Below are 18275 nucleotides of genomic sequence, written 5' to 3'. Positions count from 1 at the left end.
CGACCTCACCGGACGGGCGCTCGATTTCGCAACGCCCGCACGGCCGGTGCTAGAGTTGTCCACGCTCGCGAGAGCAACCTGGGGCTATGGCGCAGTTGGTAGCGCGTCTCGTTCGCAATGAGAAGGTCGGGGGTTCGAATCCCCCTAGCTCCACCCAGTCGAAGGCCGCTGAACCTGGAAACATGCAGGTCAGCGGCTTTCGTGCTTCCTAGCCGGGGCGCCGACATTGAGGACGGTGACCCCAGATGCCACGGTTTGTGCCACGGTATCGAGCGTCGAAGCAGGGTGCGAACGGGTACTTTCGCCCGGTGTGCCACGCGCACCTACCCCACATGAGCGACAAAACTCCGACCCAAGAACCGCTGTCCCACACGCCCATGTGGACCCTCGACGAGCTCTGCGCCAAGGTGCACGCGACTCGGCGGATGGTCCACCACTGGAGGCAGGCCGGCAACGCACCGAAGGCGTACAAGGTCGGCAAGCACCTGCTATTTGACGAGGCCGACGTCCGTGCCTGGCTAGAGGCACGCCAGACCACCATCCCCGCCGACGTCGAGCGCCGTGCAGACGACGGGACGGGGTGGTGACGATGTCCCGTCAGCGGCTCAAGCCCGGCGAACACGGCGAGATCTTCATCGCCCCGCACAACGGGACATGGCGGGCCAAGGTCCGCGTCCGGCGGTTCAACGGCACGGAGGCTCAAGTCTCCCGCAAGGGCAGGACGCCAGAAGCGGCGAGGCTCGCTGTGCAGAACGCGTTGGCCGAGCGCCTCGATACCCCCAGCGGGTCGGCCGAGCTCAAGAACGACGACAAGGTCGGCCTGGCCGCGCGACAGTGGATCAACGAGCTGCGAGCCAAGTCCCGGTGGCCCAACCCGCCGATCCGGCCGCAGACGGTCGATGAGTACGAGCGCCTGCTCGCAAACCACCTTGTGCCGCGGCTGGGCACCTACCGGCTCTACGAGCTGACCCCAGCGGTGTGTCAGGACTGGATCAACGAAATCGTCGAGGCCGGCAAGGGCGGTCCGAACAGCATGGTCGTCACCGCCACGCAGGCCCGTGGCGCTTTCCGGGGCGTGCTCGACAGGGCGATCCTCCACGACGCGCTGCGACACAACCCGGCCGACAAGATCGAGGTCCCCAGGCGCAAGGTACCCGAGCCGAAGGCCATGACGATCAAGGATGTGTACCGGCTGCGCCAGGCCGTGCGGGAATGGGAGAAATCGCGGCAGGGCAGGCCAGGCCCCAGGCCGACTGGGCATCTTCCTGCCGCCGTGGACGTCATGCTCGGCACCGGACTGCGGATCGGGGAAGTGATGTCCCTGCTGTGGGGCGAGGTCAACCTGTCCCCGGACGGCCTTCCGACCGTCGCCGTCTCCGCCACGCTCGTGGACGTCAAGGGGGAGGGAACGGTCCGGCAGGAGATGACAAAGACGGACGCCGGCATGCGGACGATCATCATCCCCAGGTTCACCGTTGAGGCGCTTGAGTCGGTCCGCCCGCACCAGACCACTCCGGACCTTCCGGTGTTTCCGTCGCGGCGGTTCAAAGATGGGCGCCTCGACCTCACGCCCCAGACGCCGCACAACATCCGTCGCTCCCTGCGGGCCGCGCTCGAGCTCGCAGAGATGAGAGGAGAGGTCCACCCGCACCTGCTGCGTTCCACGGTGGCGACATTCGTGGCACGGCAGCGCGGTGTCGCCGATGCGGCCACTCTCCTGGGCCACAAGGTCAACGGCGGCGTCACCACCCGGCACTACGTCGAGCGCCTCAGGTTGGCGCCTGACGTCTCCTCCGTCCTGCAGGAGGTCATCGAGATCGGTGACGAGCAGGCCACCGCCGAAGCCGAACGGACGGCCGGACCTGGATCCGCCAGGGCGACTTCGATGCGTCTGGCGGAACCGGTGTCGGCCACCGCCGATGACGTGGCGGTGGCCGAGGAGGTGTCGGGTTGGTGAGAGCGGCGTCATGGCTGTTCGATGCTCGGACCGGCCAGGTCCCTGGGGGATCTGTTCCGGCCGAGCCCCTCTGCGCCCGCGGCGTCGTGCCGGCGTAGCCGGCGAATGGTGGGTTGATGGCCACGGAGGTCGTCGATGCTCACGGCGAGCCCTGTGCCGCGAACTCGGGTGGTCAGCGTGAGGCCATGACGGCGGCCGGTGTTGATGAGGTGATCCATCCGGTCGGCTAAGGCGGGTGCGAACTGGTTGGGTCGGCCGGTGACGGTCAGGTTCATCGGCGGCACCCCAGTGGGGTCGTACTGCAGTGCGCCGAGGACCTGATCGATGTTCGTGTCGAAGTACGTGTTGATCGTGACCGTCTCTCCATCGAGATACACCTCGGGTGCGTGCTCGAACTCCGGTCCCCGAGGAGGCTCGCCGGGAGGCCGTCTGCGAAACAGCAGCAGGTCGGCGACCTCGTCGGTCCCTGTGGCGCGGCGGTGGGTGCCAGCCGGTAGACGGACGGCTCCTATGAGGTCGGCAAGCTCGGCGATCTGCCTGCGCTCGTACGGCACGGGGTTGTCCATGAGGTCGTGAGAGGCGAAGAGCGCAGCAAGTCCGCCCTCCCGGGTGAGCTGTAGCGCCACCAGGGCTGCGGTTAGCTGATCGGCCCTGCGCCGGATGATGTTCGGCCCGTAGGTCAGCCGCACGTCGTAGCCGGGCAGGGTCGTGATGACGATGTCGAAGTTTTCGGTGCCCGCCCAGGCGGGCAGGTCGGTGACGGGCCGGCGCAGGCGATGGCTCGCGCCGAGGTCGGCCACGAGCGAGGCGCTCCGGGCGTTCGCGACGTCCGGGATCTCGAGGAGCGGGGCTGTCCCGTCTCCTGCGCCGAGTACGAGGCCTTCGCGGTAGCCGAGTGCGCGGAATGCGTGCCATATTTGCGCGCCGATGAGTTGATGGGTCTTGGTGGCGGGGTCGCTGTTGTGGTCCGCGTAGGCCAGCAGGTCGGCCGTGATCCGCATGGCGCGGGGAGCGTCGAGGATCATGGTTCACCGCCGCGTTGGTGTCGGCGCAGGTCGGCGACGTTTGCCTCGGCGCGTCGTCGGGCATCACGTCGGGCGAGGATGTCTTCCTCGATGAATCGCACGAAGTCCGCGTCGCGGTCGACCACGTCCTGGGCCGGTGATGGCGGGAGGGGGTTCTCGCCGGGCCAGGCGGACTGCCTGGTGGGGCGGTCGGAGCTGATTCCGGTGCCGGAGCTGGCGACCCATTCGCGTAGGCGGTGCCGCGCGTCGGCGAAGTCGCGGTGCCAGGCGGTCGGCGCCGAGGGGGAAGCCTCCGGGTCGTAGCAGGCCAGCCAGTGCGTGTGCAGGGCCGAGAGCTCCCAGACGAGCTCGTCGTGGCGGTGCCACATGGGCGGGATGAGTTTCGGCGAGAGGCCGTAGGCCCTGCGGAGCCAGTTCACCCAGGAGTTCAGGTCGAGCCAGGCCACCTGGGCCTGTTCGGCGGTGAGGGTGTTCCAGTTGATCGGTGCCAGCGGTTCCTCGTCGTCGGTGATGGTGTCGACGACGTGGCCGGTTGCCAGTTCGTCGAGGTCGGTCTCGTCGAACAGCGAGGGGTGGTACGGGAACGGCCATGTGGGCTGGTCGGGCGCGTCGCTCATGAGGGTCCACCGCCCGTCAGCTTCCGAGGGGCAAGTCGGCGGCGGCGCCCTGGGCGTCGGCGGGCCGGACGTTGTTCGGCTCTACGGACAGGTCCGGCACCGTCCGCAGCCGTGATCCCGACGCCGATACGTCCGTGGTCGCCGCATCCTGGTCGACGGCGCGGGTGGAGCCGCGGCCCGCCGGATGGTTCGCGGTCGGACCTCGCTCGACGGTGTACCGGGTCCGGGTGATGTCGTGCCCGATGCGCCGCACGACGAACTCGAGCGCCATGCCGTCCTCACCCGCACGGGCGCTCGGGTAGACCCGGGTGTCGCCGTGGGCGACGAACCTGTCGCCCTTGTGGAAGCGCCCCTCAAGGCGCTCGGCGAGGGGGCCGTACGCCGCCATGTCGTGGTAGGTCGGCTCGAGCTCGGTGAAGGTCCCGTCAGGCTCCTTGGACCAGTGCTCGACACCGACCCTGGCGTACAGGCGGGTGTTGCCGGTCTTCGTGGTGCCGAGTCTCGGTTCGGAGGCGAAGAACCCGGCCAGGGACTCCCGAGTAGGGATCGGTTCGGACATCTGATACTCCTGATGCCGGCGCGGAGCCCGGATGGCCACCGCTCTCACACACCAGGTGCGTGGCGGACTCCCGGCGCAGTGGTCGGGGCCGGGTTGGGGTGCGGTGCGGGGCTCCGGCTCGCTTCCCCCGTTCGCGGGTCGGGCTCCAGGTGAGTCCCAAGCGGCCCCTGAGGGTTCTGGACAGCCGCCGCCGGAGGGGAGCTGCCGAGGCATTGCCTGCCACACGTGGCCCTCGGCATCTCCCCTGCTGTGGCTCCTCGTCGTGGCAGCGTGTGGCTGGGCTCGTCCCCGCCCGTCCGGACTCACCCGGCTGGCGCGCGGGACGATCCTCGTAGGGTTAGGCCTCACCGCGGCAGGGTTGCTTACCGAGGCGGTCGGCGGCCTTGCCGACCCGTCGATGAGTGTTGCCTCTGCCGTGGTGCACGACGTCGGAGATGCCATCTGGATCGCCGGCCACCCCTCCTGATGGTCGGAGCTCTGCTCACCCCTCACCGACTCTCGCTTGTGGTTCCCTTCTCGCTTCCCTTCCGCTGCAGCACCAGCTCGACGGTCGTGCGGGCGGCGGCGAGATCCGCGCTGTCGGGGCGGCTGGTCCAGGGACGCATGTCGGTGATGAGCGGTGCCGCCGAGCGCAGCAGGACGATGGAGGTGCCGAACGGCAGGGTGCGGATGGCCTGGGGTGGCAGGATCGGCACCCGCCTGGTGGAGCGCTGCACGGAGCGTGCGCCGTAGTCGCCCGTCGAGACGGAGTCGGTGTCTTCGTCGCGCTCGCCGATGAGCGCGGAGACGTCTTGCAGGTCGCGGGCGACGGACCCGCCACCGAGGACGATCTTGACGATGGAGGAGTCCCAGATCGTCCCGGCGCGTTCGTCGCCCCACTTGGCGCGGGCTTGGGCCATGGACTGCAGTACGGGCATGGTCGTGATGCCGGAGCCGCCGCCGTCAGACATGAGCCCAGGCAGCGAGGGCAGGGGTGCGAGGTTGCCGATCTCGTCCAGGGCCAGCAGCAGCGGCGGGTCGAGACGGGAGCCGGGCATGGGTGCGGCGAGGTGCCGGGCGGTCTCGGCCAGGTCTTCGATGAATGCCGCGACCAGGGGGCCGGCGGCGCCGGCACCGGTGGAAGTGGCGAGCAGGTAGAGGGTGCCGTTGCTGCGCAGGAACTCCTCAGGGTCGAACTGCTCACCCGGCCGGGGGCTCACGGCGTCGAGCACGCGCGGGTCTGCCAGGCACGACAGCGACAGTGAGACGCCCATCCAGACGCTGTCGCGGGTGCGGGGATCGGCGTGGATCTCGGACTCGAGGGCGTCGGCCCAGCCGGGTGCCGCGCCCGGGTGGGAGGCGAGGATGGCGACGGCGTCCGCCGCGGCGGATGGAGACAGGGACCAGGAGAACAGGTCGCGGGCGGTGCACTGGCCCAGGGCGGCGGCGTGCAAGAGGCCCTGGAGGGCGGTGCGGGTCTTGCCTTCCCAGAACCCACCGTTGTCGGTGCTGCCGGTGGACAGGCCCGTCGAGGACGCGAGGCCGTGGGCGCGGATCATTGCCGTCTGCGGTTGCTCGCAGCCGCGGACCGGTGACCAGCGCATCCCGGACGCGATCCCGCCGGCGAGCTGCTGCGGGTCGAACACCGCGACCGGGCCACGCCGTTGGCGGGCGGTCAGGGTGATGGCGAGGTTGTCCGGGCGGGTCGAGGTGGTGATGACGGCGCCTGGTGCATCGAGTATCGCGTTGATGACGATGTGTAGGCCCTTGCCCGAGCGGGGCGGGCCGAGCACCAGCACCGAGTCCTCCACCGACGCCCAGACCTCCTTGCCGTGGCAGCGGCCGAGGAGGTAGCCGACCTCGGTCGGTTGCGGGTGCTTGAGCGAGGGCCGCAGGTTCAATGACCGCTTCAGCAGGGCTCGACGTGACGCTGCCTTGGCGACATCGGAGGCCGTTGCGGTCCCGAGCTGGTGGTGTGGGTCGCGCGAAGTTGCGGTGCGTCTCGACCTCGTCAGGCGCCACACACCCCACGCGGCCGTGCCGAGCAGAGCGCCCATGAGGGCGGCGACGGCCCAGAACACGATCGGGTTCAGTCCCGGCACCCCGAGCGCCGCCGCCGGGTCGCCTGGGGTGCGGAAGACCCGGGTGCCGGACGCTGGTCCACCGGTGGGTGGCTTAAGGCCGGTGAGGAGCGCGGCGAGCATGCCCGCGGCGCGCAGGACACCGCCGAGTGTGACGGCGGCGATGAGGATGCCGAGCCCGAGATTGACCAGCAGGTCTCCGCCGCCCCGGTTCGAGGGTGGGGTCATCGCTGGTCGCCGCCGAACGGGTCTGCCAGGACGAGAGTGCCGGAGGTCTGTCCGAAGAGTACGAAGGGTCCTGGCTTCCGGTTCGTCAGGGATCCGGGCAGGTGCAGGACGGCGGTGCCGTCGGCGTCAGCCTGCTGGCGCAGGACGATGACGGCGAACGCGACGTGCTCACCAGGCAGGAACCCGCTACCGGTCAGCCCGACGACGGGGCCCTCCCCGGTCACCTGGAACGGCTCGGCCTCGGCGCCGGTGGAGGTCGCCGATGGAGACTCCGGTGCTGGCGCCGGGGCAGTGGGCGCGGACAGGAGGGCGGCATCTTCCGGGGTGACGACGTCGGTGAAGGTGCCTCCGCCTGGCTCACGGACGTGCACCCGCAGCGGGGTGGCACGGTCGGCGGCGAGGGCGGCGATCTGGGCTCGCAGGTTTGCCCTGCTCAGCGGAGTCCGCGGCAGGTACGCCTCACCGTCGACGACGACGGTGATGTGCCCGCTGTCTTCGATAGTCGCCTCGACCAGAGGCAGGACGACCGGGACAGATGTCTTGCGCCCGGTGGCGTCGTGGCGGATCACAGGACCACCGTCTCGCGCGTGGTCTGGGCGTGCTCGTGGTGGGCTGCTTTCGCGGCACCGCGCTTGGCGGCGTGCTGTGCGGCTAGGGAGTCGCGGTCCAGGCCGGGCGGCAGCCCGTTGCTGATCTGGGTGGTGTCGAGGTCGTCGAGGATCCTGCTTGCGGTCTTGCGTACCCGGTCAAGCGTGCCGAGGACGACGTCGACCTCGTCCTTGTCCGGAACACCGCTGGCCCACGTCGCCACATAGGGCACCGTGTACTGGGAGGTGTCCATGCCGTGCGCGGCGCCGACCAGCAACGCGATCGACTCGGCCTCGACCTCTCCGATCCCGCGGTGCGAGGAAGAGTCGGCGTTGCCGGGACCGTGGAGCATGACGTGTCCGAGCTCATGGATGAGCGACTTCGCCTGGGCGGCGGGGTCCATGTCCGTGCGTACGGACACGACCCTGGCCGCGTAGTCGGTCAGGCCGTTCGCGCCGTGTATCTCCCGGGCGCTGTCGACCCGTCGCAGCGTAAAGCCACGGCCGGTGATCTGTACCGCGACCCCGTCCCACAGGCCGACCGGTGCCTCACCCTCCAGCAGCACGGGTTCGGGAAACGTCTCCAGCGACCGCCCCTCGGTCTGCGCGACGTCAAAGACGCGACCGACCTTCGTACTGACCAGCTTCTTCTTCAGCACCTCGCCGGGGCGAAGCTTCTCCCAGTGCGCCAGCCGCCGCCAGGTGTCCTCCCCTGCATCGGGCGAGGCAGCGGCAAAACGCCCAAGGACGGGCAGGCGGATCTGCAGCCCCTTCTGACCGCGGATGACGGTACGGCCCAGGCTGTTCCACCCACGGACTCCGGCCACGAAGGTCGGCACCGGGTGCGGTACCAGGCCCTTCGCGTATGCGTCGGTGTACTGCACCCAGATCAGCAGCGAGTTCGCCGCGCTGTACGCACGAAAGCGGGCGGCCGTCTCCAGGGCGCGTGTCCAGTCGGCGCTGGTGACGAGGTTGTCGACCTCGGTGGCGAGCTTGTTGTGCAGGTCATCGAGCCGGGCGTCCTGCCCGGAGTTCCGCACCCCGGTGTCTGTCGGCGTGTGCATCACGCACCTCTCTCGTGGCTGTGTGAGGTAGGTGCGACGCGCCGCCGACAGTCCTTGTCGCTGGTTGTCCGCGAGTTCGTCCCGGGTCAGTGGCTTCTGTTCAGTACTGGGCCTCCGGTCGCTATTCGCGATCCTCAGCTGACGATTCTCAAGGGCCCCTGAACGAGATCCAGGGCCCTGCACGAGATCCATGCCCCCGAGGCGCGATGTGCGTCTACTCTGCGACATCTTCGGGCTGTCCGTCGATGCGACCGTTCGCCTACGCGCGCTCTTGTCGCGTCTGGACTGGGCGGAGGTGTCAGCGGACGTTGAGTGCAGCGAGTTGGTCCGGGGTACCTCGCGCGATCAGGCGTAGGTCGTCGTGGTCTTCGTCGATGCTCCAGTCCACAAATGCGCAGCACTGCCGTTCGACGGCGACAAGGTCTCGCAGTCGCCGGATGGAGTCCTCGTCTTTCGCGTAGTGGATCGTCACCTGCGCGTCGGTGAGCTCGGACGAGAGCGCATAGTCGGCGTCGAAGGCCCGCCACTTCTCCACCTGCGCCTTGGCCTCGGTGATCGTCGGGAGCGTGCACGCGATCGGGGCATCGTTGAACGGTCGTATCGACATCATCGAGCTGTCTCCTTCGCTACTTCGTCTTCGTCATCCAGGTCTTCGAGCACTTCGAACGGGGACTCGACATCGCCGCGCCAGGCTTCGATGCCTTCGCGGACCGCGAGGATGGCGACGACGAGCGCGGCCACCGAGTCGGCCCACATCCACCCGAACAGCGTGTTCAGCAGTAGACCGATCAGCACGGTGCCGGAGAGGTAGATGCACAGCAGGAGCTGTTTCGCATCCGCCTGCACGCTCTTCGATCCGAGTTCCCGGCCGGTGCGGAACTCGAACCAGGCAAGGCCCGGCATGACGATCAGGCTCAACGCGGCGATCCCGATCCCGAGCGGGCTGTGCTCGACCTGTTCCACGCCGGTGAGGGTGAGGATCGCGTCGACGGTGACGTAGCCGGCCAGCGCGAAGAAGGCGATGCCGATCGCCCGGACGGTGACCTTCTCCCATCGCTCCGGGTCCTTCCGGGTGAACTGCCACGCCACCGCAGCGGCCGAGGCAACCTCGATCACCGAGTCCAGGCCGAACCCGATCAGCGCAGCCGATGATGCGGCCGACCCTGCCCAGATCGCCACGATTGCCTCGATCACGTTGTACGTGATCGTGAACGTGACGATGAACCGGACCCGTCGGTGCAGTCTGGCCCGCCGCTCGTCTGTCACTGTCCCCGCGCTCACCGAGCCGCTCCGTTGTCCGGGGTGTCGCAGCAGCCGGGCACGGTGCAGCCTGGGTCCAGGCAGGGCACGTTCTCATCAACGGCGAGCGTGACGTCCACCAGCGCTGTCAACGCCGCCGCGAGATGCGGGTCCGAGATCTCGTATCGCGTCTGGCGTCCCTCCGGCTCGGCGACCACGATGCCGCAGCCGCGCAGGCAGGTGAGGTGGTTCGACACATTCGTGCGCGTCAGCTCCAGCTCGCGGGCCAGCTTCGCCGGATACCGCGGTCCCGACAACAGGGACAACAGAATGCGCGAGCGCGTGGGGTCGGCCATCGCCCGGCCCAGCCGGTTCATCACGTCAACACGAGGAGCAATAGTCAGCATGCACTGACTATACAGCGGACAGTGTCCTATCGGTGGCCTGGGAAGATGGGAAGCATGCGAGTGGGCGTGGAGTGGATGGAGCGGTATCAGGTGCCGCTCTATCTCGCTGCTCTCGCCGTGGGGGCTGTGGTGGGCGTGCTCATGCCCACGGTCGCCCGTCCGGTGGAGCTGGCGATCAACCCCGTGCTCGGGCTGTTGCTGTATGCGACGTTCCTCGGGGTGTCGTTCGTACGGATCGGGCAATCGTTCCGCGATTGGCGGTTCCTCGCCACGGTGCTGGTCGTGAACTTCGTCCTTGTCCCGCTGGTGGTGTTTGTGCTGTCCCGGATCGTGGCTCACGACCAGGTGCTGCTGGTCGGGGTGCTGTTCGTGCTGCTGACCCCGTGTGTGGACTACGTCATCGTGTTCACCGGCATCGCCGGCGGTGCCAAAGACCGGTTGCTGGCGGCCGCGCCGCTGCTGATGCTCGCCCAGATGCTCCTGCTCCCGGCCTATCTGTGGCTGTTTGTCGGCGCCGAGTTCGTCGCAGCTGTCGACCTCGTCCCGTTCGTCGAAGCGTTCCTGCTGCTCATCGCTCTGCCCCTCGCCGCTGCCGGGCTGACCCACCTCGCCGCCGCCCGCACCGGGTGGGCCAGGCGGTGCAGGAGGTCGTGCTGGGGGCGATGGTGCCGCTGATGATGCTTACCCTCGCGGTCGTCGTCGCCTCGCAGATCGCCGGCGTCGGCCAGCAGCTTGCCGCATTGTTGCTGGCCGTCCCGGTCTACGTGCTGTTTGCCGCAGTCATGATCCCCGTCGGTGCCGCCGCGGGCAGGATCGCGCGGCTCGATTTGCCCGGGCGGCGGGCGATCGTGTTCAGCGGTGCCACCCGCAACTCCCTCGTCGTCGTCCCGCTCGTGCTCGCCCTGCCGGCCGCGTTCGATCTCGCCCCGCTCGTCGTGGTCACCCAGACCCTTGTCGAGCTCGTCGTCATGGTCATCTTCGTCCGGCTCATCCCGCGACTCCTTCAGTCCCGAACCCCGGAACTCATCGCCTCGTAGACGCCCCGCAACTCGGTCCCAGATAACCCTGGAAATACGACCTCCACCTGCGAGCCTCGACCTAGGCGCCTTCTCACCGACATCATCGACGGACGGCTCCGCATGCACGACGGCCGCTTCATCCCGTTCGCGAAACCCGTCCTCGTCCGCCTCGCTGCCTGGCTCGACCACCGGGCAACGAGATGGCCGGAAACGAAGAACCCTACCTGCTCGTCACGGTCCAAACCGCACCCAGACTCTCACCACCCGGGCGCAACTTCCCCTGGAAGAAAGCCGGCGTGACCGCACAGGCGCTCCGGACTGACCGGATTCTCTAACGAGGTCGAACAGACCGGCGGCGACGTCCGGCGCATCTGCGATCTCTTTGGCGTCAACATCGATACCGCCATGCTCTACAGCACCACACACCGGCCCGACCCGACCCCGCAAGGCATCCCCTTCCCGGCGTGACAGTTAGCCAGTGAGTGTTACTATCCGCGTATGAACGCGGATAGTGAGGTTTGTGGGATGGACCCGTCATCGCAGTACGTCGACCTCGCTGCCGAGGTGCTGGGCATCCTGTCCGATCCGACCAGGATCAGGATCGTGCTCGCCCTGCGGCAGAGGGACGAGCTGCCGGTGAACGCGCTGGCCGAGATCGTCGGTAAGAAGCCCTCCGGGGTCTCCCAGCATCTAGTGTCCTGCGCCGTTAATTCGTTTTAGAAGTCTGGTGAGGGAGGTGAGGATCTCCTCGGCGGTCTTGGTCCAGATGAACGGCCTGGGGTCCTCGTTCCAGGCTTTGACCCAGTTGCGGATGTCGGCCTCCAGGGCCTGGACGCTGCGATGGTCCGAGCGCTGGAGCAGGTCGGCGGTGACGTAGGCGAAGAACCGCTCGACCTGGTTGATCCAGGACGAGTACGTCGGGGTGAAGTGCATGTGGAAGCGTGGGTGCGCCTCGAGCCAGCGGCTGACGGTGGGGTGCTTGTGGGTGCTGTAGTTGTCGCAGACCAGGTGGACATCGAGGTGGTCCGGGACCTCGGTGTCGATCTTGGCGAGGAACTTCTTGAACTCCACCGCCCGGTGCTTGCGGTGCAGTGAGGAGATCACGGTGCCGTCGGCGGTGTTGAACGCCGCGAACAGGCTGGTGGTGCCGTGCCGGACGTAGTCATGGGTGCGCTTCTCGGACATCCCGGGCATCATCGGGAACGCCGGCTGGGACCGGGCCAGCGCCTGGACCTGGGACTTCTCGTCCACGCAGAGCACCACCGCGGACTCCGGCGGGTCCACGTAGAGCCCGATCACGTCGTAGACCTTCTCCACGAACAGCGGGTCGTTGGAGAGCTTGAACCCCTCCTCACGGTGCGGCTTGAGCTCGAACGCCTTCCAGATCCGTCCGATCGTGGACTTGCTCAGCCCGGTGCGCTCGGCCATCTTCGCCCGCGTCCAGTGCGTGGCGTTCTTCGGTGTCGACTCCAGCGTGGCGACGACCACGTCCTCGACCTGCTCGGCCGTGACCGTGGCCGGCCGGCCCGGGCGCGGGTCGTCCGCCAGGCCGTCCAGTCGCGCCTCGATGAACCGTGAGCGCCACTTGCCCACCGTGGGCGTCGAGACCTGCTCCTGGGTCGCGACCTCCTTGTTGGACAGCCCCGACGCGCAGGCCAGCACGATCCGTGCGCGCAGCGCCAGCGCCTGGGACGACTTACGCCTGCGCGCCCACCGCTGCAGCTGCTCGCGCTCGTCCTCGCTCAGTTCCAGCAATGCCTTGGGACGTCCGGTGCGTGCCATGCCCCATTCTACGACTTACGGAACGAATTTCAGGCGCGACACACTAGCCCGGCTGCGGATGGCGCGCATGGTCACCACCCGGCAGGAAGGCACCAGCGTGCTCTATCGCCTCACCGACGAGCACGCCCTCGCCGTGGTGATCGAGGCGATCAAGCAAGCCGAGCACGCCGTGGCGAACGGCCAGTTGCCTCCGCACCACCACACACCACCAGCAGCAACTGCCGCTCGTGAACTTTGACTCGTTAGGCCCGCAGGCATGATCACCGTCCTCCGAAACCCGACCTACGCGAAAATGCTCAGCGCGCAGATCATCGCGCTGCTGGGCACCGGGCTGCTCACCGTCGCGCTCGGCCTGCTCGCCTTCGACATCGCCGCCGGAGACGCCGGGATCGTCATGGGCCTGGCCATGAGCATCAAGATGGTTGCCTACGTCGCCGTCTCCCCGGTCACCACCGCCCTCGTTGCACGCCTACCGCGCAAGCCCGTCCTCATCGGCGCCGACCTGATCCGGGCTGGGGTGGCCGTCTCGTTGCCGTTCGTGACCGAGGCGTGGCAGGTCTACATCCTGATCTTCCTACTCCAGTCCGCCTCCGCGACCTTCACCCCGGCGTTCCAAGCCGTCATTCCCTCTGTCCTGCCCGACGAGGACGACTACACCCGCGCCCTGTCCTTGTCGCGCCTGGCCTACGACCTGGAATCACTCGTGAGCCCGATGCTCGCCGCCGCCCTACTGACGGTCATCAGCTACCACAACCTGTTCGTGGGCACCGTGATCGGGTTCCTCGCCTCCGCCGCCCTGGTGATCGCCTCCCGGTTCCCGCACATCGACATTCCGCCACCCGCACGCTTCTTCGACCGGCTCACTCGTGGAGCCCGCGCGTTCTGGGCGAGCCCGGAACTGCGTGGGCTGATGGGGCTGAACCTCGTCGTGGCGACCACCACCGCGATGGTCATCGTCAACACCGTGGTCCTCGTCCAGGGTGACCTCGGGCGCCCGCAGCCCGACGTCGCGCTCATGCTCGCCGCCTACGGAGGCGGTTCGATGCTCGTCGCCCTCGGCATGCCCAAGCTCCTGGAGACCCTGCCGGACCGGCGGGTCATGCTCACCGGCGGCATTGCACTCCCGCTCCTGCTGCTCACCGCTACCGGGGCCATCGCCTGGATGGACGGCACACCCCAATGGATCGCACTGCTGACGCTCTGGGCGCTGCTCGGGGCCGCGACATCAACGATCCTCACCCCCTCAGCCCGGCTCCTGCGCCGAGGCAGCACGGAACAGACGCGCCCCGCGGTCTTCGCCGCACAGTTCTCCCTCTCCCACGCCTGCTTCCTGATCACCTACCCCCTCGCCGGTGTACTCGGCGCCGCCATCGGGCTGCCCGCGATCGGCCTCGTCCTCGTCGCCATCGGCGCCCTCGGAACGATCCTCGCGGTCCTGACCTGGCGGACCCCGCCCCACGGCCCCCGCGCGGGCAACCGGCCACACGCCTACGCCCCCCGTTAACGAGGGGCCACTGGGACGCGCACTCTGGACCAGTGAGGGTGCAGGTTCCACGAACATGCAACTCCACCACCCCGCACAGCGGGCCTCGATCCGCATATTCACCCGAATGAGGCTTCAGCATTCTTGAAGTTGCGGGGAACGCCGGATGCGCGGGCTGAGGTGTCGAAGAGGGCCAGCTCGTCCGGGTGGATCTGGTGCTGGCAGACGAAGCTCCGGTCGCGGATTCGCCACAGCCCCTGCCCGGTGCCCAGCGTCGTAAGCAACGCCTGCTCGGTGCGCGTCAGTCCCAGGGCTGTGGCGGTGGCGCCGAGCTGGTCTGGCTCCTGCCGGTAGATGATGCGGGTCTCGGCATTCGCCAGCAGGCTTGAGGCGAGTGCCCGCATCGCGGAGCCTTGGTCGCCGACGTTCTCCAGGTCGGAGAGCTTGTGGAAGATCAGCATGTTCGCGATGCCGTAGTGGCGGGCGAGGCGCCAGTGGGCGTCCATGCGCCGCAGCAGCGCGGGGTGCTGCATGAGTCGCCAGGCCTCGTCGTAGATGACCCAGCGCTGTCCACCGGCCGGGTCGAGCAGCGCGGACTCCATCCACGCCGAGGCGCACGTCATGAGCACCGACATCGCGGTGGTGTTCTGCGCGACGCGGGACAGGTCCAGCGACGTCATGGGCAGGTCCGGGTCGAAGGCGATGGTCGAGGGGCCGTCGAACATGCCGGCCAGGTCGCCGGCCACCAGGCGCCGCAGCGCATGCCCGGGCAGGCGGCCGTCCTCGGCTAGCCGGCCGTCGACGTCGTCACGCCGGTTCGGGGCGAGGAGCCGGTCGACCACCATCGGCAGGATCGGCACCTCCGTGGAGCGGACGGTGTCGGCGAGTGCGAAGTCGATCGCGGTGTGCTCCAAGGGCGTCAACGCTCGGTCCAGCACCGTCTCGGCAAGTGCGCCGAGGAGGTCCCGGCGTCGGGCGGCGACCTGGGCGGCCCACTGCGCGTCATCAATGTCCGAGGGGCGGCGGCCCCCGTCGAGGGGGTTGAGTCGGTTCGCCAGGCCCGGCCCGAGCATGATCGCCCGACCGCCCACGGCGTGGGCGACGGCGGTGTGCTCGCCCTTCGGGTCGCCAGGGACGTACACGCGCCGGCCGAACGGAATCGACCGGGTGTACAGGCTCTTCGCCAGCGCCGACTTCCCGGCGCCGACAATGCCCGCGAGGACGACGTTGGGTGCGGTGATCAGTCCCCGCTGGTACAGCACCCACGGGTCGTAGACGAAGGAGGACCCCGAGTACAGGTCCTGCCCGACGAACACCCCCTCGGACCCGAGCCCGCCCTCGGCGAGGAATGGGTACGCCCCACCCCACGTGGCCGAGGTGTCCTGGTGCTTCGGCAACCGGAACCTCCCCGGGGTGCGCAGCGTGGCCGGGCCGGGTTCACCTGCGGTCGGCAGGTACGTCGTCGAGCGGCGTTCGGTGCGTTGCGCGTCGTGTTCGGCTCGCGCGGACTGTTGGCGGGTGTGGCGTGCCGCCGCAACGACGTCCGCGGCGGCACGCTCGCGCGCCTTGCGCACCCGACGGCGCTCCCGCTCGGGCGTAATCAGGACCGTGGTCTGCAGATGCTCCTGGCTCGTCACAGCGAGCGGCCTTCCGCCCGTGTGCTGTCTCGGGCCGAAGGCGACGGCACCGATCGCGTCGGCGACACCGCGGTGCCCATCTCGGCCGCCTCGGGACCGATCCCCGGGCGCGGGCTCGCACGGCGCGGCTCACGGGGCGTGCGCAGGGCGGGAGCGTGCGGGAACCACACGATCCGGCTCGACATCTGAGTCGCGTCGTCCACGTGACGGTAGGCGTCGGCGATCTGGAAGGCGGCGTGCCGAAGGCTGTGCGCCGCCGCGCGTGCCAGCATCCGCCCGGCCTCATGGTCCCTGCTCTGGTCGTCGTGGGCGTCGTCGATCTTGCGCTCGTGCGCCTGTGCGATGTTGGTCAGCACACTCACGTACGAGCTCGTGATCGAGAGCATGTCGCCCAGGACGCTGAACGTGTCTTCGGGCTGGTCGTCGAACTTGAGTGTCGCGTGGGCGAGCGCCCTCATCGCCTCGGCGGCCTCGAGCCCCGAGCTGACAGGTTGGTCGTAGTTCGCCATGGTCGTCTCCCAATATGGATTCGTCACATGAGAGGTGCGCCACCGCCACCTCTTGCCGTCGTGGCCGTCGGATGTCGTGAGGGGAAGCTGTGGACGTCGGCACGTGTACCGGCGAACATGGCTGCCATGCAGGTTGGCGATGTGGACGGCCACGGCTGCTACGGCGTACTCGACGAAGACACCGAGGGCTTGCTCTGCCATGAGTGCGGCAGACGGTTCAATCACCTTGGCCTGCACGTCTACAAGGCGCACGGGATGACCGCCGTGGAATTCCGCAAGGCCCATGGGCTTGGTCGACGCGGGCTGGTCGCTGAGGCCACCCGGCAGGCCATCGCAGACAACGCGCGTGCTCAGCTCTCTCAGAAGTCCAGCTTTGTCCGGCGAAGAGACCCTGCCAGGGCCACTGCGGCTCGCCTCGAGGCTGGCAGCGTCATCTCACCTGCCGGCCTGCAGTCGCTCCGCCGAGCCAATGCGGCTCGCCGTGGGCAGAAACGGCTCGGCACCGTCGTGGCCTGCGAGTGGTGCGCAGCCGAGTTCTGCCCGCTTGTTGCTGCCACAAGGCGCCGGTTCTGCTCCCGGTCGTGCGCGTCCAAGCACAATAGGGCTGCCGCCAAGACGCGCCGTTGAGTAGCTCTCAGGCTTGTCGAGCGAGCGGCAGCGCCGCTGCGGTGAACGCCTGGGCCTGCTGGCCCCACAGCCGCCGGGTCTCGCATGACGCCTGGATGGCGGCCTGTTCGACGGCCGCGACGGCGCGTTCGAGCTCCTCGACGGATGGTGCGCTTACGGAGACGAGTCCGACGGCTCGCAGGATGCCGTGGCCGGCCGTGAGATCGGCTTCTTGCTGGAGCACGTCGACGTACTCGGCCGTCTGCGAGGCATCCTCGATCTGCCCGATCCTCGCGCGTTGGGCGGCGTCGGAGATGTACTCGGTTTTCTTCTTGCGGATGTCGCGTGCGGCGAGGTCGGCTCGTACCGGGGTGAAGAGCATGGTGAAGGTGCGGCGCACCCCGGAGGCGAGCAGCACAGGGGCGAGGAAGCCTGGATAGACCAGGGAGCGGGGCCATTCGGAGATCCACAGCACGCAGTGGTAGGAAGAGTCGGAGCGTAGGTGGCCCCAGGACTCTGCGACGGACACCGGTCCGGCCGTGGCGAGGTCGCGACCGAGGCTGCCGTGGCGTTCGAGGGCTGCACCGACGGCAGGGTCGTAGGCGGTGCGCAGGACGAGGGCGAGGTCGCCAGGCTCGAGCATGGGTGAGGGAGTGATGTCGGCTGCACGGAGCGCGGTCGAGAGGGTCTCGACCTCCTGGCGTAGCACGGCGGCGGCACCGCGCATACCGCCGCCGGCGGCGCGGACGTGTCGGGCCGCGGCGCGCACGTCGAGTGCCAGGGAGATCGTGGAGGCGTGGCGTTCGCCGGTCGGGCCGGCGTGGTCGATGAGCTCGCTGTACGTGCGCGAGGCCCATGAGCCGTCCCGTGCGCCGTGGGCGTCCCACCAGTCCGCCAGGCCTTTGCCTGAGTCGGCCAGCGTGCGTTCGAGCACCTGCACGGAGGCGATGTTGCCGGAGCGGCAGGTCGTGGCCAGCACCTTCGCCCAGCCGGTGATGCGACGGTGCTGGTCGGCGGGGTCGAGCAGGATGAACGACGGATGGGTCACGGGGACGACGGCGGTCAGGGTCGCGGAGTGGGGGTCGTGGACCATCACGGCACCGGTGTCGGTGTCGACCCACTGGCGCAGCCGGGCGACGTCACCGGGCAGCGCGAGCGTCCCGGCCGGTCGGGGCCTGCCGATCCGCGCGCGGTGCTCGAGCTGCCCGGTGGCAGAGCGTCGCCCCCAGACGGTGACGATGGGCAGCCACTCGACCAGCGGGCGGCCGCCGATGCGGACCCAGACGAGCACGGCGCACAGGAACAGCAACGGTGCTGCGTATGCCGGAGCCATGCCGCCGACGACTAGAGAGACGACCAGCGCGACGGCGGCGAAGCCGACCACGGCGAGCTGCAAGGCGGACAGCCCGAGGAGCACGCCGCGCCGGGCGAGCCGGGAGAACTTCACCGGCGCGAGGTCACCGCCAGCCGGTGCGGGAGTGGGAGTGCTGGTCATG

Annotated in this window: 16 protein-coding genes, 1 tRNA gene and 3 pseudogenes; 7 read left to right on the top strand and 13 right to left on the bottom strand. The window is 68.8% G+C overall.

What is annotated here, in order from left to right; genetic code table 11:
- Positions 1–80 precede the first annotated feature (80 nt).
- The 3 genes from GD748_RS00700 (at position 81) to GD748_RS00690 (ending at position 1957) form a co-directional block, all read left to right on the top strand.
- A tRNA-Ala gene (locus GD748_RS00700) sits at positions 81–153 on the top strand.
- Positions 154–332: 179 nt separating this feature from the next.
- Positions 333–587 (top strand): helix-turn-helix transcriptional regulator, encoded by a 255-nt coding sequence (locus GD748_RS00695; protein WP_193312752.1) that lies wholly within the window; start codon positions 333–335, stop codon positions 585–587.
- A 2-nt stretch (positions 588–589) separates the two neighbouring features.
- Positions 590–1957 carry a tyrosine-type recombinase/integrase gene (locus GD748_RS00690; RefSeq protein WP_152193290.1) on the top strand — a complete coding sequence of 456 codons (1368 nt, stop codon included), beginning with the start codon at positions 590–592 and terminating at the stop codon, positions 1955–1957.
- A gap of 8 nt (positions 1958–1965) precedes the next feature.
- Here GD748_RS00690 and GD748_RS00685 read toward each other — a convergent pair whose 3' ends face one another.
- The 9 genes from GD748_RS00685 to cmtR form a co-directional block, all read right to left on the bottom strand.
- Positions 1966–2982, bottom strand: a complete 1017-nt coding sequence (locus GD748_RS00685) for a hypothetical protein (RefSeq protein ID WP_152193289.1) — start codon at positions 2980–2982, stop codon at positions 1966–1968.
- On the bottom strand, positions 2979–3599 hold the full coding sequence (locus tag GD748_RS00680) for a hypothetical protein (protein WP_193312751.1): 621 nt from the start codon (positions 3597–3599) through the stop codon (positions 2979–2981). Before GD748_RS00680 ends, GD748_RS00685 begins: the two co-directional genes overlap by 4 nt.
- Positions 3600–3615: 16 nt before the next feature.
- A complete protein-coding gene (locus tag GD748_RS00675; RefSeq protein WP_152193288.1) occupies positions 3616–4158 on the bottom strand; it encodes a single-stranded DNA-binding protein in 543 nt (180 codons plus the stop codon).
- A gap of 488 nt (positions 4159–4646) precedes the next feature.
- Positions 4647–6446, bottom strand: coding sequence for a TraM recognition domain-containing protein (locus GD748_RS00670; RefSeq protein WP_152193287.1), 1800 nt, complete (start codon positions 6444–6446; stop codon positions 4647–4649).
- A complete protein-coding gene (locus tag GD748_RS00665; protein WP_152193286.1) occupies positions 6443–7015 on the bottom strand; it encodes a hypothetical protein in 573 nt (190 codons plus the stop codon). Before GD748_RS00665 ends, GD748_RS00670 begins: the two co-directional genes overlap by 4 nt.
- On the bottom strand, positions 7012–8289 hold the full coding sequence (locus GD748_RS00660) for an ImmA/IrrE family metallo-endopeptidase (RefSeq protein WP_226920606.1): 1278 nt from the start codon (positions 8287–8289) through the stop codon (positions 7012–7014). The genes GD748_RS00665 and GD748_RS00660 overlap by 4 nt, the downstream gene beginning before the upstream one ends.
- Before the next feature lie 106 nt (positions 8290–8395).
- Entirely contained in the window at positions 8396–8707 is a 312-nt protein-coding gene (locus GD748_RS00655; RefSeq protein WP_152193285.1) for a hypothetical protein, read from the bottom strand.
- Complete coding sequence (locus GD748_RS00650) at positions 8704–9378, bottom strand: cation diffusion facilitator family transporter (RefSeq protein ID WP_226920604.1); 675 nt, start codon at positions 9376–9378, stop codon at positions 8704–8706. The genes GD748_RS00655 and GD748_RS00650 overlap by 4 nt, the downstream gene beginning before the upstream one ends.
- Positions 9375–9743, bottom strand: a complete 369-nt coding sequence (cmtR, locus tag GD748_RS00645) for a Cd(II)/Pb(II)-sensing metalloregulatory transcriptional regulator CmtR (RefSeq protein WP_152193284.1) — start codon at positions 9741–9743, stop codon at positions 9375–9377. The genes GD748_RS00650 and cmtR overlap by 4 nt, the downstream gene beginning before the upstream one ends.
- Before the next feature lie 54 nt (positions 9744–9797).
- On the opposite strand from cmtR, the pseudogene GD748_RS00640 reads away from it, so the two are divergent.
- Positions 9798–10780: pseudogene (locus GD748_RS00640) on the top strand (arsenic resistance protein).
- A 507-nt stretch (positions 10781–11287) separates the two neighbouring features.
- A pseudogene (locus tag GD748_RS00635) lies at positions 11288–11455 on the top strand (ArsR/SmtB family transcription factor); the annotation flags it as partial.
- Here GD748_RS00635 and GD748_RS00630 read toward each other — a convergent pair.
- Positions 11453–12544: an IS630 family transposase gene (locus GD748_RS00630; protein ID WP_152193283.1), complete on the bottom strand. Its 1092-nt coding sequence runs from the start codon at positions 12542–12544 to the stop codon at positions 11453–11455. The pseudogene GD748_RS00635 and the gene GD748_RS00630 sit on opposite strands and share 3 nt — an antisense overlap.
- 43 nt (positions 12545–12587) lie before the next feature.
- Here GD748_RS00630 and GD748_RS00625 point away from each other — a divergent pair.
- Together GD748_RS00625 and GD748_RS00620 are read left to right on the top strand one after the other, a co-directional pair.
- Positions 12588–12782, top strand: a pseudogene (locus tag GD748_RS00625) (helix-turn-helix domain-containing protein); the annotation flags it as partial.
- Positions 12783–12800: 18 nt separating this feature from the next.
- Positions 12801–14048 (top strand): MFS transporter, encoded by a 1248-nt coding sequence (locus GD748_RS00620; RefSeq protein ID WP_152193282.1) that lies wholly within the window; start codon positions 12801–12803, stop codon positions 14046–14048.
- A 98-nt stretch (positions 14049–14146) separates the two neighbouring features.
- On the opposite strand, the gene GD748_RS00615 is transcribed toward GD748_RS00620, so the two are convergent.
- From GD748_RS00615 to GD748_RS00605, 3 genes are all read right to left on the bottom strand, one after another.
- Complete coding sequence (locus tag GD748_RS00615) at positions 14147–15646, bottom strand: ATP-binding protein (protein WP_152814961.1); 1500 nt, start codon at positions 15644–15646, stop codon at positions 14147–14149.
- A 14-nt stretch (positions 15647–15660) separates the two neighbouring features.
- Positions 15661–16374, bottom strand: a complete 714-nt coding sequence (locus tag GD748_RS00610) for a hypothetical protein (protein WP_152193280.1) — start codon at positions 16372–16374, stop codon at positions 15661–15663.
- 433 nt (positions 16375–16807) lie between these two features.
- Positions 16808–18274 carry an SCO6880 family protein gene (locus tag GD748_RS00605; RefSeq protein WP_152193279.1) on the bottom strand — a complete coding sequence of 489 codons (1467 nt, stop codon included), beginning with the start codon at positions 18272–18274 and terminating at the stop codon, positions 16808–16810.
- Between the last annotated feature and the right edge of the window lies 1 nt (position 18275).

This window comes from Georgenia subflava (assembly GCF_009193155.1).
Lineage (GTDB): Bacteria > Actinomycetota > Actinomycetes > Actinomycetales > Actinomycetaceae > Georgenia > Georgenia subflava.
This window is presented reverse-complemented; position numbering and strand designations above follow the sequence as displayed.

Excerpts from the sequence above, each read along its gene's own strand:
- cmtR (WP_152193284.1), bottom strand. The coding sequence starts at position 9,743 with ATGCTGACTATTGCTCCTCGTGTTGACGTGATGAACCGGCTGGGCCGG.
- GD748_RS00680 (WP_193312751.1), bottom strand. The coding sequence starts at position 3,599 with ATGAGCGACGCGCCCGACCAGCCCACATGGCCGTTCCCGTACCACCCC.
- GD748_RS00675 (WP_152193288.1), bottom strand. The coding sequence starts at position 4,158 with ATGTCCGAACCGATCCCTACTCGGGAGTCCCTGGCCGGGTTCTTCGCC.
- GD748_RS00610 (WP_152193280.1), bottom strand. The coding sequence starts at position 16,374 with ATGGCAGAGCAAGCCCTCGGTGTCTTCGTCGAGTACGCCGTAGCAGCC.
- GD748_RS00655 (WP_152193285.1), bottom strand. The coding sequence starts at position 8,707 with ATGATGTCGATACGACCGTTCAACGATGCCCCGATCGCGTGCACGCTC.
- GD748_RS00620 (WP_152193282.1), top strand. The coding sequence starts at position 12,801 with ATGATCACCGTCCTCCGAAACCCGACCTACGCGAAAATGCTCAGCGCG.
- GD748_RS00605 (WP_152193279.1), bottom strand. The coding sequence starts at position 18,274 with ATGACCAGCACTCCCACTCCCGCACCGGCTGGCGGTGACCTCGCGCCG.
- GD748_RS00690 (WP_152193290.1), top strand. The coding sequence starts at position 590 with ATGTCCCGTCAGCGGCTCAAGCCCGGCGAACACGGCGAGATCTTCATC.
- GD748_RS00670 (WP_152193287.1), bottom strand. The coding sequence starts at position 6,446 with ATGACCCCACCCTCGAACCGGGGCGGCGGAGACCTGCTGGTCAATCTC.
- GD748_RS00630 (WP_152193283.1), bottom strand. The coding sequence starts at position 12,544 with ATGGCACGCACCGGACGTCCCAAGGCATTGCTGGAACTGAGCGAGGAC.
- GD748_RS00685 (WP_152193289.1), bottom strand. The coding sequence starts at position 2,982 with ATGATCCTCGACGCTCCCCGCGCCATGCGGATCACGGCCGACCTGCTG.
- GD748_RS00660 (WP_226920606.1), bottom strand. The coding sequence starts at position 8,289 with ATGGATCTCGTGCAGGGCCCTGGATCTCGTTCAGGGGCCCTTGAGAAT.
- GD748_RS00695 (WP_193312752.1), top strand. The coding sequence starts at position 333 with ATGAGCGACAAAACTCCGACCCAAGAACCGCTGTCCCACACGCCCATG.